General features: G+C 71.4%; 10 protein-coding genes and 1 pseudogene. 4 read left to right on the forward strand and 7 right to left on the reverse strand.

Annotation, left to right across the window (positions count from 1 at the left end; all coding sequences use genetic code 11):
* Nucleotides 1-131 precede the first annotated feature (131 nt).
* The gene (locus tag ABT130_RS25805) at nt 132-1,415 is read left to right on the forward strand and encodes a salicylate synthase (RefSeq protein ID WP_350959400.1); all 1,284 of its coding nucleotides are present in this window, start codon (nt 132-134) and stop codon (nt 1,413-1,415) included.
* A gap of 83 nt (nt 1,416-1,498) precedes the next feature.
* Here ABT130_RS25805 and ABT130_RS25810 read toward each other — a convergent pair whose 3' ends face one another.
* Together ABT130_RS25810 and panD are read right to left on the reverse strand one after the other, a co-directional pair.
* Nucleotides 1,499-3,073, reverse strand: coding sequence for a (2,3-dihydroxybenzoyl)adenylate synthase (locus tag ABT130_RS25810; protein WP_350959403.1), 1,575 nt, complete (start codon nt 3,071-3,073; stop codon nt 1,499-1,501).
* A gap of 3 nt (nt 3,074-3,076) precedes the next feature.
* Nucleotides 3,077-3,484 (reverse strand): aspartate 1-decarboxylase, encoded by a 408-nt coding sequence (gene panD / locus ABT130_RS25815; protein WP_350923836.1) that lies wholly within the window; start codon nt 3,482-3,484, stop codon nt 3,077-3,079.
* A 78-nt stretch (nt 3,485-3,562) separates the two neighbouring features.
* Between panD and entS the strand changes: the two genes are divergently transcribed.
* Nucleotides 3,563-4,804, forward strand: a complete 1,242-nt coding sequence (entS, locus tag ABT130_RS25820) for an enterobactin transporter EntS (RefSeq protein WP_350959406.1) — start codon at nt 3,563-3,565, stop codon at nt 4,802-4,804.
* 26 nt (nt 4,805-4,830) lie between these two features.
* On the opposite strand, the gene ABT130_RS25825 is transcribed toward entS, so the two are convergent.
* The 4 genes from ABT130_RS25825 to ABT130_RS25840 all read right to left on the reverse strand — a co-directional run bounded on the left by ABT130_RS25825 (nt 4,831) and on the right by ABT130_RS25840 (nt 10,964).
* A complete protein-coding gene (locus ABT130_RS25825; RefSeq protein ID WP_350959409.1) occupies nt 4,831-8,232 on the reverse strand; it encodes a non-ribosomal peptide synthetase in 3,402 nt (1,133 codons plus the stop codon).
* Nucleotides 8,233-8,318: 86 nt separating this feature from the next.
* Nucleotides 8,319-9,341 (reverse strand): FecCD family ABC transporter permease, encoded by a 1,023-nt coding sequence (locus ABT130_RS25830; RefSeq protein WP_350959424.1) that lies wholly within the window; start codon nt 9,339-9,341, stop codon nt 8,319-8,321.
* 2 nt (nt 9,342-9,343) lie between these two features.
* Entirely contained in the window at nt 9,344-10,363 is a 1,020-nt protein-coding gene (locus tag ABT130_RS25835) for a FecCD family ABC transporter permease (protein ID WP_350959412.1), read from the reverse strand.
* 142 nt (nt 10,364-10,505) lie between these two features.
* Entirely contained in the window at nt 10,506-10,964 is a 459-nt protein-coding gene (locus ABT130_RS25840; protein ID WP_350959415.1) for a DUF1579 family protein, read from the reverse strand.
* A gap of 62 nt (nt 10,965-11,026) precedes the next feature.
* Between ABT130_RS25840 and ABT130_RS25845 the strand changes: the two genes are divergently transcribed.
* Nucleotides 11,027-11,401, forward strand: coding sequence for an ArsR/SmtB family transcription factor (locus tag ABT130_RS25845; protein WP_350959418.1), 375 nt, complete (start codon nt 11,027-11,029; stop codon nt 11,399-11,401).
* Nucleotides 11,401-11,835 carry an SRPBCC family protein gene (locus ABT130_RS25850; RefSeq protein ID WP_350959421.1) on the forward strand — a complete coding sequence of 145 codons (435 nt, stop codon included), beginning with the start codon at nt 11,401-11,403 and terminating at the stop codon, nt 11,833-11,835. The genes ABT130_RS25845 and ABT130_RS25850 overlap by 1 nt, the downstream gene beginning before the upstream one ends.
* Before the next feature lie 147 nt (nt 11,836-11,982).
* On the opposite strand, the pseudogene ABT130_RS25855 reads toward ABT130_RS25850, so the two are convergent.
* A pseudogene (locus ABT130_RS25855) lies at nt 11,983-12,285 on the reverse strand (hypothetical protein); the annotation flags it as partial.

Below are 12,285 nucleotides of genomic sequence, written 5' to 3' on the forward strand. Positions count from 1 at the left end.
GCCGCCCCGCCTGAAGGTTAGGTTAGCCTTGCCTATTAAATCGACACAAGGTTAGCCTTACCTAAATTGATCGGATTTTCCGGTCCCTCAGAGGGGTGGGTCTTGTGTCCTTTGGCATCAGTACAGATGAGATGCGCACGGAGGTGGTCGTCGACAGCCTGGTCGATCCGCTGCACCTGGTCGCCCGTCTGGCCGGCTCAGGGCTGTTCGACGACTACACCGTGTACGAAAGACCGGGCCTGTGGACCTTCGCGGGCGGGGTGTCGGGCGAGGTGATCCTCGAACCCGGAGTCGTGCGCAGCCGCTGGCTGGACGGGCCTGCCGTGGACGAGGCCTGGTCGGACCGGCCCGCCGCGGCGCTGGAGGCGGTGTTCGGCGCGGCCCCCTGGCCGGCCTGGAACGCCTACGGCTGGATCGCGTTCGAGTTCGCCGCGAGCGACCCGGCGGGCCGGCTCGCCCATCTGATCGTGCCTCGCACCGAGGTGCGCATCGAGGCGGGACGCGCGCTGGTGGTGAGCGCCGACGCCGGCGAGGCCGAGCGGGTCGCCAAGCTGCTGTCCGCCCCCGGCGCGTCCCGGGTCGCGGCACCGTCGCCGGTCGACGTGCGCTCCGACGGAGACCACTACCGGTCGCGGGTCGCCCAGGCGATCTCCGAGATCGCCGCCGGGCTCTACCAGAAGGTCATCGTCTCCCGCCGGCTACCGATCCCGTTCCCCGTCGACGTCGTCGCGACGTACGTGTGCGGCCGTGCCGCCAACACCCCGGCCCGCTCGTTCCTCCTCGATCTGGACGGCTTCCAGGCCACCGGGTTCAGCCCCGAGGTGCTGGCGAGTGTCGACGGGCACGGCACGGTCACGACCCAGCCACTGGCCGGTACGCGAGCCTTCGGCCGGGGGGAGAGCACGGACTCACTGACCCGCCACGAGCTGGAGAGCGACCCCAAGGAGATCTTCGAGCACGCGGTCTCGGTGCGCACCTCGCAGCAGGAGCTGTATCGGGTGTGCGCGCCCGACACGGTCCGGGTCACCGGCTTCATGGCGGTGAAGGAGCGCGGCAGCGTGCAGCATCTGGGCTCCAGTGTCAGCGGCGAACTGGCCCCCGGCCGCACCTGCTGGGACGCGCTCGACACGCTGTTTCCCGGCGTGACCGCCTCCGGCATCCCCAAGCCGGAGGCGATCGACGCGATCACCCGGCTGGAGGAGCGCCGCGAGCTCTACTCCGGTGCCGTCCTGACCGTCTCGCGGGACGGGTCGATGGACGCCGCCCTGGTGCTGCGTGCCCTCTACGCCGAGAACGGCCGGGCATGGCTGCGGGCCGGCGCCGGCATCGTGTCCGCTTCGACGCCCGAGCGCGAGTACGAGGAGACCTGCGAGAAGCTCTCCAGCATCGCACCGTACGTGGTCGCGCGCGGGTGAGGGTGCTTTCCTCAGGTCGTGAAAACAGGAGCGCCGCACGCACGAGCCGCCCGGGGAACCGGGCGGCTCGTGCGTGCGGGCGCTCAGCGCAGGCCGGCGGCGAGCTCCTTCTTGCTGACCTTGCCGACCGGGGTGCGGGGGAAGGCGTCGACCAGCTCGACACGGTCGGGCCACTTGTATCCCGCCACGCCGCGTTCCTTCAGGAACCGCTTGATCTCCCGCAGCGTCGGCGCCTGGTCCCGCACGATCAGGAAGGCGCAGGTGCGCTCCCCCATCACCGGATCCGGCGCACCGACCACGGCGGCGTCGTGCACCGCGGGATGGGCCAGCAGGTGGTTCTCCAGTTCCTCGGCCGAGATCTTGTCACCGCCCCGGTTGATCTGGTCCTTGACCCTGCCCTCCACGACGAGATGGCCGGAGGGGAGCATCCGCACCAGGTCTCCGCTCCGGTAGAAACCGTCGGGGGTGAAGGAGCGCGCGTTGTGCTCGGGCGCGCGGTAGTAGCCGCGCAGGGTGTAGGGACCGCGGGTGAGCAGCTCGCCGACCTCGCCGGGGGCGACCTCCACGTCGCCTGCGTCCACCACCAGGATCTCGTCGGCCGGCGACAGCGGCCTGCCCTGCGTGGTGTCGACCAGCTCCCGGGGATCGTCCAGGCGGGTGAAGTTGAGCAGTCCCTCGGCCATCCCCAGCACCTGCTGCACCGCACAGCCCAGCACGCCGGGGACCTGCGCGGCCCGCTCGGCCGCGAACTTGGCGCCGCCCACCTGCAGCAGTTCCAGCGACGACAGGTCCTCCTTCGACCAGGACGCCGCCTCCAGCCAGAGCAGCGCGATGGGCGGCACCACCGCGCACACCGTCGCCCTCTCGCGCTCGATGAGGGGGAACGCCTCGTCGGGCGCCCCGGAGGGCGCCAGCACGACCGTGCCGCCCTTGGCGAACACCCCGAGGATGCCCGGGCAGGCGAGCGCGAAGTTGTGCGCGACCGGGAGCACCACGAGGTAGACGGTCTCGGAGGTGAAGCCGCAGACCTCGGCGCTGGCCTCCAGGTTGTAGACGTAGTCGCGGTGAGTGCGCGGGATGAGCTTCGGAAGCCCGGTGGTGCCACCGGAGAGCAGGAACACCCCCACGTCCGCGGGGTCGGGCCGCTCGTAGGACACCTCCGTCCCCGCGCCGGTGCCGAGGTCGGCCAGCGCGCGGAACTCCTGGGCGTCCCCGTCCACCACGACATGTTCCACCACCAGCGAGCGGGCCAGGTCGCGGTAGTCGAACCCGCCGTAAGTGTCGGGGATGACGTACGCCCTGGCCTCGCTCAGCTCGCACAGGTAGCCGATCTCGCTCCCCCGGTGCGCGGGCAGGGCCAGCACCGGGGCGGCGCCGATCCTGACCAGGGCGAGGAAGACGACGACGAAGGAGGCGGTGTTGGGCAGTTGCACCACGACACGGTCGCCCTGCCGGATGCCCAGCCGCGCGAAGCCGGCGGCGGTGCGTTCGGCGCGGCGATCCAGCTCCGCGTAGGTCAGCCGCTCCTCCCCGGCCACGAGCGCGGTCCGCTCCTTCTCGCCCCCGCCGAGCACGTCCCCGAGCAGCCGGTCGCCCCAGTAGCCCTCGGCCTGGTAGCGCGCCGCGAACTCCTCGGGCCACGGGGTGAACCCCTCCACCGGTCACCGCCCCGCGATCTGGGCCGCCGCGCCGGCGACCGGTTCGGCCGGATCGGAGCCGAGCGCGACGACGCGGTTGGCGCCGTCCACGTGGACGACCTTGGGCCGGTGTGCCTTCGCCTCCGCGGCGTCGAACGTCCCGTACGAGATGATGATGACCAGGTGCCCCGGGTGGACCAGGTGGGCGGCCGCGCCGTTGACACCGATGATCCCGGTGCCGGCCTCACCGGTGATCGCGTAGGTGACGAGACGGGCACCGTTGTCGATGTCGACGACGTGGACCTGCTCGCCCTCGACGATGTCGGCGGCGGCCATCAGCTCGGCGTCGATCGTCAGGGAACCCACGTAGTGCAGGTCCGCCTGGGTCACGGTGGCACGGTGGATCTTTCCATTCATAAGGACCCGCTGCACTGCTCTGTCCTCTTTCCTTAAGGTCAACTAAGGTTAGCCTCACCTTACTAATTCTGCCTGCTGAGGAGAACCCCGAAGATGTTGCGCCGCCTGGCCATGGACATCAGCCCACTGAGGACCAGCAGGGCCTTCCGCGACGTGTTCGTCGCACGTACCGTGTCGGTCTTCGGCATCGGCATGCTCCTGGTCGCGGTGCCCGTACAGGTCTATGCGATGACCGGATCGACGGTACACGTCGGCGCCGTCTCCTCTGCCGAGGGGTTCGCCCTGCTTGCCGGGTTCCTGTGGGGCGGGGTGCTGGCCGACCGGCAGGACCGGCGCCGGTTGATGCTCCTGGCGCGCGGCGCGGCCGGTCTGGGCTTCGCGCTGCTGGCACTGAACGCCTTCCTGCCCTCCCCCTCGCTGGCCGCGATCTACCTGCTCGCGGCCTGGGACGGGCTGGCGACCGGTGTCAGCGTCACCGCGCTGCTGGCCGCGACCCCCGCCCTGGTCCCCCCGGACAAGCTCGTCGCGGCGGGCGCGCTCAACGCGCTGACCGTACGGCTCGGCTCGATGATCTCTCCCGCGCTCGGCGGCCTGACCATCTCGGCGTTCGGCGTCGGCTGGAACTACGCGGCCGCGGCCTTCGGCACCCTGGTCACCCTCGGCCTGCTGACGAGGCTCCCCGCCCTGAGACCGGCCGTCGTGGTCACCGAGAACCCGTTGAGGGCGATCGGCTCGGGGCTGAAGTTCGTGGCCTCGCACCGCGTCGTCGGCTCGCTCATGCTGCTCGGCCTGCTGTTCATGGTGGCGGGCGGCATCCCGGTGCTCATGCCCGCGTTCGCGACCCTGCAGCTGGGCGGTGGCCCGGCCACGATCGGCCTGCTCTACACCGCGCCGGCCTGCGGCGCGGTGCTCGGCTCGCTCACCAGCGGGTGGGTCGTGCACTCGCGCGCACCGGGCAGGGCACTGCTCGTCGCGTCGGTCTGCGGCTTCGTGCTCCTGGCCTGCCTCGGACTGGCCGGGCATCCCGCGCTCGCCATCGCGATCCTCTTCGGGTACGGCTTCGTCGCGTCCATCGAGGAGATCCTCCGCTACGGCCTCATCCAGGCGCACACCCCCGACGGCTACCTCGGCCGGGTGAACGCCCTGTGGGCCGCCCAGGAGACCGGCGGCGAGGCCGTCGGCGCGCTCGGCGCGGGCGCGCTCGGCCGTTACCTGGCCCCCGGTACCGCGATCGTCGTGTACGGAGCGGCCAGCGCCGCGCTGGCGCTGGCCCTGGCCCTCACGCTCACCGGCCTGCGCGGCGCGACCCTGGAGAGCGAACCTCAGGACGCCTAGCCGCGCCACCCCGCGGTGACGACCGGTCAGTCGCCCCCGCCGCCCGTGCCCAGGCGCTCGGCGAGCTCGTCCTCGGACATGCCCTCCACCATGAGCCAGATCTCCGCGACCGCCTCCAGCCTGCCGGAGGTCTCCTCCACCTCGGCGAACCGGCGGGCGACGCGCGAGACGGTCCGCTCGGTGAACAGCGCCCTCAGCGGCAGGGACGAGGCGTCGAGCGCCTCGCGCAGCCGCGCGATGATGGTGGTGGCCAGCACCGAGTCGCCACCGAGCGCGAAGATGTCGTCGTGCGCGCCGACCCGCGGCACGCCGAGCACCTGGCCGACCACCCGGGCGAGCACCCGCTCCAGCGCCGTGGCCGGGGCGGTGTAGGGCGTGCCCGTCTCCCCCGCAGCGGCGGCGACCAGGGCGGCGAGCGCCTTGCGGTCCACCTTGTTGTTGGCCGTGAGCGGCAGCCCGGCCAGGGGCACCAGCAGGTCCGGGACCATGTGCGAGGGCAGCAGCTCCCGTACGTGGGCGAGCAGCTCCGGCGTTCCGGTCTCCATTTCGGGCTCCTCCGCGAGCACGACCGCGGCGGCCAGCCGTGAGCCGGCGAGCAGGCCGACGGCCCTGCGTACCCGGGGGTGGCTCTCCAGCGCGGTCTCGACCTCGCCGAGCTCGATCCGGAACCCGCGCACCTTCACCTGGTGGTCGCGCCGCCCGAGGAACTCCAGCGTGCCGTCCGGCCGGTATCTGGCCATGTCCCCGGTCCGGTACCAGCGGGTGCCCTCGTGCACGACGAAACGGTCGGCGGTGCGCTCGGCGTCACCGGTGTAGCCGTCCGCGACACCGGCGCCGCCGATCCACAACTCGCCCCGCACCCAGTCGGGGCGGTCGCGCCCGGTCTCGTCCACGACCCGGCAGGCCACTCCCCGCAACGGCACGCCGTAGGGGACCGCCGTCCAGTCCGTGGGCACCTCGCCGTCGACCTCCAGCACCGTCGAGTGGATGGCCGTCTCCGTCGTACCGCCGAGCGCGACGAACCGGCACCTCGGCGAACGGTCACGCAACAGCGCGGGCAGGTGGGTGCCGACCCAGTCGCCGCCGAGCAGGACCAGCCGCAGGCTCGGTACGGGGCCGATCCGCAGCAGCATCTCCAGCACCGAGGGCACGCAGTTCAGCACGGTCACCGACCACCGCTCGACCAGCTCGGCCCAGCGGGTGGCGTCGCGCCGCTCGTCCTCTTCCGGGATCACCACGGCGCCACCGCTGGACCAGGGCGCGAACAGGTCGAACACCGACAGGTCGAAGTCGAGGGCCGACACCGCGAGCGAGACGTCCGCCTCACCGAGCGAGAACCGCTCGACCAGGTCCCCGATCGTGTTCATCGCGGCCAGGTGCGAGACCTCCACCCCCTTGGGCTCCCCGGTGGAGCCCGAGGTGAACAGCACGTAGCCGACCTGCCCGGGAGGAACGGGAACCGGTCCTTCCAGCGGCGCGGGGTGCGTCACGGCCGAGGTGAGCGAGACCACGACCCCCGCCGCCTTCAGGATCCTCTCCCGGCGGGCGGCGGGCTGTCCGGACCCGACGGGTACGTACGCGGCACCGGCGGCCAGCGTGCCGAGCACCGCGACGGCCTGGTCGGGTCCCTTGGGCAGTTCGACCGAGACGCGGTCGCCGGGCCGCACCCCCCGCTCGGCGAGGTGGGCGGCGACGCGCAGGGCGCGGTCGGCCAGCTCGCCGTAGGTGAGCGTGCCGTCGGTGCCCCAGTGCAGCGCCACCAGGTCCGGAGTACGCCGGGCCCGCGCGAAGAACCCCTCGTGCAGCGTCCGCGCGGGTGGCGGCGGCTGGGCGTTGAGCTCGTGCCGCCGGCGCAGCTGGTCCGGCGGGGCGCCGATCCCCAGCGGCTCGCTCCAGTCGGCGCCCGGCGCGCCCAGGCGGGTGATCGCGCCCGTGTAGGCGGCGAACATCGCGTCGGCGACGCCGTCGGGGAAAGCCGGATCGCGCACGTCCCAGTTCAGCAGCAGGCCATCGGAGACCTCGGTGACCTGGGCGTCCAGCAGCACCTGCGGCCCCTGGGAGATGATCCATTCCGGCTCGCCGAAGCTGCGCCGCGCCCGCTCCCCGAACAGCTCGCCGAGGTTGAGAGCGCTGGTGTAGACGATCGGGGCCAGCACCTGCTCACCCCGCGCCCGCGACAGGTCTCTCAGCACCTCCACCCCGGAGTAGTCGCTGTGCTCACCGGCCGTGTGCAGCAGCGCCTGCAGTTCGCGGGCGCGCTCGACGAACGGCAGTTCCCGCGACAGGTCCGCCTCCAGCAGGATGGAGCCGGTGAAATCGCCGACCAGGGCGTCCACGTCGGGGTGGATGGGCTCACGGTGGAAGAGCGGCAGGTTCAGCAGGAAGCGCGGGGTCGCCGACCAGGCCCCCATCACCTCGGCGAAGACCGCGGCGAGCGCCATCGCCGGTGTGACACCCTCGCGGTGCGCGCGGGCGATCAGCCGCTGCCTGCCCTCGGGGGGCAACCAGTGGTGTTTGCGCACGACCTTCTCTCCCGGGCGCGGCACGACCGGCAGCTCTGGCGGCCCGGACAGCTCGCCGAGCCGCTCGCCCCACCACCTGCGGTCCCGGTCGCGGGCCTTGGCGCGGGGGTCGGCGGCGAGATAGCGCGCGTAGCTGTAGTCGATCGGCGGCAGGTTCTCGCCCTCGTAGAGCGCGGCGAGGTCGGCAAGCAGCGTGCGGTAGCTCATCGCGTCGGCGGCGACCATGTCGACGTCCAGGTGCAGCCGCGCGGCCCCGGAGGGCAGCAGGCTCAGCCGCGCGTCGAAGACCCGGCCCGTCTCGATGGGAAGCCGTTGGGTGGACATCTGGGCGCGCAGCCGTTCCAGCTCCTGTTCGGGGTCCGGCGCGGCGCGCAGGTCGTGCACCGTGACCGCGGGTCCCGGCCGCTCCGGCAGGACGCGCTGGGTGCCGTCGTCGCGGACGGCGACCCGTAGCATCGGATGCCGCTCGACGAGTGCCAGGACCGCCCTCTCAAGGCGGCCGGGGTCGATCTCGCGGCCGTCGAGCTCCACGTAGAGGTGTGCGGCGACGGAGCCGAGTGACTGGCCTGAGTCTCGGCCGATCCAGTAGGCGTGCTGCATGAGCGCGAGAGGGAACGACTCGCCCGGCTCCGTGGCCTCCCGCTCGGGATCGGGAACGCGGTCCTGGCCTGAACTCGGAACCGGGGCGAGGGCACCGCGTTCGGCGAGTAGCTCCCACCACTCGGCCAGCGTGGGCCGCCGCGCGAGTTCGGCGAAACCGATCTCGACGCCGAGGCGGCGCAGGCGGCCGGTCAATCCCATCAGCTGGATCGAATCCATGCCCAGTTCGATGAGATTGTCGTCCGCCTCCACCGGCTCTCCGAGCAGTTCTGTCAGCGAATCGTGCAGTTCTTCCCTGGTCAGCACAGAGCCCTCCCTAAGTTAGGTAAGGCTAACCTAATTTAAGGATGTTCGGGCGTCAACGCTCGTCTCCGGCCAACCGTGCGACCCGCTCACGCCCGCCCCCGCATCCCCTCGGTCGACAGCAGCCAGATCAGGTAGACGCCGCCCAGCACACCGGTGACCACACCGACCGGCGGCGTGACCGGCAGGTGCAGCGTCGCCAGGTCGCTGAGGACGAGCAGCGCCGCGCCCATCAGCGCGGCCGGCACGAGCTGCGTGCCGGGCCGGCGGGTGAGCCTCCGCACCAGCTGCGGTGCGGCCAGCGCGACGAACGGGACCGGTCCCACCGCCGCGGTCGCCACCGCCACCAGCCCCACGCCCGTCACCACCAGCGCGGCCCGCGTCCGCTGGACCGGCACACCGAGCGCCTGGGCCGCGTCGTCTCCGAGCTCCCCCATCCGCAGCCGGCGCCCGAACGCCATCGTGACCGGAACGAGCACGGCCATGGCCAGGGCCAGCGGCCACGCGTGTGGCCAGCCCCTGCCGGTCAGGCTGCCGGTGAGCCAGAACGCCGCCTCGTACGCCTCGCGCAGTTCGGCCCGGGTGACGAGGTAGGCGTTGAACGACTCCAGCATCGCGGCCGCGGCGACCCCGACCAGTACCAGCCGGTAGCCGTGCACCCCGCCGCGGTAGGCGACCAGGTAGACGGCGAGCGCGGTCAGCACCGCACCGAGGACGGAGCTGGCCGCGATGGCAGCGGTGCCGCCGCCGACGACCAGGATCTGCAGCAGCGCGCCGGTGGCCGAACCCGTGGTGAACCCGATGAGGTCGGGACTGCCCAGCGGGTTGCGCGTGATGCTCTGGAAGATCGCACCGCTCAGGCCCAGGGCCGCCCCGGCGAGCAGGCCGGTGACGGCCCTGGGCAGGCGCAACGTGAGCACGATGAACTCCGTCGCGCGCTCTCCCCGCCCGGCCAGCGCCTCCACCACCTCGGTGACGGAGACGGGGAAGTCTCCACTGCCGACCACGAGCACCGCCGCCCCCAGCGCGACGCCCGCCAGCACGGCACACACGGCGACGGCCCGCGGCCGCCACCGCACGGACATGCTCCCGACGCGCAGCACACGATTCATGCTCACAGCTGGGGAACCCTTCCGCGACGGACCATCAGTGCCAGCAGGGGGGCGCCCAGGAACGCGGTGACGATGCCCGTCTCCAGCTCGCCGGGCGGCGCGACCACGCGACCGACGATGTCCGCGCCGAGCAGCAGCACCGGCGCCAGCAGCAGCGAGTACGGCAGCACCCAGCGCTGGTCCGGGCCGACCAGCGCCCGGGCCACGAAGGGCACCGCCAGCCCGACGAAGGCGATCGGCCCCACCGCCGCCGTGGCGGCGCCGCACAGCACCACGACCGCCAGCGCCCCCAGCGCGCGGATCCGGCCCGCGCGTACGCCCAGCGCCTGTCCCGTGTCCTCCCCCAGCGCCAGCGCGTTGAGCGGGCGCGCCAGGCAGAGCGCCAGCACCGTCCCCGCCAGCAGGAACGGGCCGATCTGCGCGAAGACGCCGAGGTCGCGTCCGGACAGCGAGCCCACCTGCCAGAACCGGAAGCCGTTGAAACCACGCGGGCTGAGCAGCATCACCCCCGCCGTCAGCGAGCTGAACACCGCGTTGATCCCGGCTCCCGCCAGGACCAGCCGCGCGGGGGTGGCGCCGGAACGGCCGCGCGACCCGATCACGTAGACCAGCAGCGCGGCCCCGGCGGCCCCGAGGAACGCCGCCCACACGTAGACGAGGACCTCGTCCACCCGGAACAGGCCGACCACCGTCACGACCGCCATCGCCGCGCCGCCGTTGACGCCGAGCAGACCGGGTTCGGCCAGGGGATTACGGGTCAGCGCCTGCATCAGCGCGCCCGCCAGGCCGAGCGCCGCCCCCACGGCCACCCCCAGCAGCGTGCGCGGCAGCCGCAACTCCTGGATGATCAGCGCGTTCTCCGAGCCGTCGGGAGCGAACACGCCCGAGAGGACCTGGTCCAGCGGGATCTGCTTGGCGCCGATCGCGATGCCTGCCAGCACGGTGAGCAGCAACAGGCCACCGAGCAGACACAGGCCGGTCAGCCGTCTCCGGATATACGCGCTCTTCACGGGGGGAGCCACAGAGATTAAGTTAGCCTAACCTAATAAGAATGGCGACGCGCGGCCCCGAGCCTGCTCTTCGACCTACGCCGCGAGCCGATTGCGGCGGCGTCCCCTTGCCACTTGCCCGGAGCTTGGCGGCGCCCCGAGAAGGCGGCCGAGGTCAGGAGACCTTTGTGAAGGTCATGTCCATCCAGTGCCGCCAATCCGAGCCATTGTCGACGCGTTCCCACCTGGCCGTCATGGTGTTGCGATCTTCAGCGATCACCAGTGTGGCCCGTTCTGTTTCGCCGGTGAACGTCCAGACGCCGTCGTCGTTCACGCTCGCCCGCATCGTGACGAAGTTGCCCTGGTTGTCGAAGGAGCGCATGGGATAGGTCCGGGTCGCCGGATCGTAGGGGCCTATCATTTCGATGACTTCGACCTTGTCATCGTTGATGCGCACGTCCACACGGTGGATGAGGAAGAACCCACCCCCCAGCCACTCGTATGTGTCGAATCCGGCGATCTGGATCGCGGGTTCGACCGGAGTGGCGACCGTCTGCCCCTGTGAACGCCACTGGCCGACCAGCGCGTTCAGGCGCTCGTTCTCTGACATCGAGACTCGATTCTTGTCAGTCATGACGTGTCTCCCCTGATCCGAAAAGTATGTAAGATATTGCTTAAATACTTACAATAGCTCCGGTGGATGCCGCAAGCGGACCTGGGGGAAGGCGGTGGATGGTGGACGAGGCGTTGCGAGCGGTCGCCGACCCGACCCGTCGCACGATCCTCATGCTGGTACGCGACCGCGAAGTATCGGCGGGCGACATCGCCCGGCATTTTTCCGATATCAGCCGCCCTGCGGTCTCCCAGCACCTGCGGATCCTGGTCACAGCCGGGCTCCTCGACATCCGTCGCGCCGGCAACCGGCGTTTCTATCGGCTACGCCCCGAAGGGCTCGCCGAGGCGGCGACGTTCCTGGAGACGATGTGGTCGGCCCCGCTTGGCCGACTCAAGGACGCGGCCGAGCGAGAGGAACGCGTGCGCACCGGTGAGGACGACGTGAAGGGATCATGATGAGCGCCAGGGAGAGCAGGACGATCGAGCAGACGTTGCGCATCCAGGCCCGGCCCGAGACGATCTGGCCGTTCTTCACCGATCCGGCCCGCTTGGCCCAATGGTGGGGTGCGGCAGAACTGGACGCCCGCTCTGGTGGCGCCTTGCGCGTGTACATGCAGGAAGGCCCGCGCCCGGTGATGTGCGGTCAGTTCGTCGAACTCGTGCCCTATGAACGGATCGTCTTCACCTTCGGCTGGAAAGCCGCTCCCGGAGTGCCCGACATCCCACCCGGCAGCTCCCGCGTCGAAATCACCCTCGTCCGGGATGGCGGCGGCACCGAGCTCACCCTACGACACAGCGGCCTGCCACCCCTGCTCGAACACGAGACCGGCCACGGCTGGACGCACCTACTCCACCGTCTCGGCGAAACGGCGGAACGGCAGTACTACTGACCATCGCAATGCGCACCACCACGCCGAGGCTTGTCTTCGCGCGGCGAGGCTCACCGTCAACGGCGATGTGCCGCTCAGCCTCGGGTACGTCGCGCAGCACACCGACGAATACGAGGGCGCGTGGTGGTCGGTTGATACACCGCCGTCTCATCCACGGGAAGACGCGCCGCCGCCACAGCCGATCCTGGCCGGCCCGGTATGCCCTCCGCAGAGTCTTGTCGGCGCCTTCGTGTTCGCCACCCTGCTTGCCGGAGGTGCTCTGGCAGCGACCCGGCCGCCCCACCCGGTGTGGCGAATCCCGACACCGAGGGCCGGAACGGGCCCGTCACGACCGGCTCTCTCCCCGCTCGACGCGACGAGCGGGCCCTCCAGGGCCAGCGTCTTGGTGACGCCGATGATGCCCGCCTTGGCCGCCGCGTAGGCCGTCTGGCCGAAGTTGCCGAACAGGCC

The organism is Streptosporangium sp. NPDC001681, assembly GCF_040298085.1.
Classification (GTDB): domain Bacteria; phylum Actinomycetota; class Actinomycetes; order Streptosporangiales; family Streptosporangiaceae; genus Streptosporangium.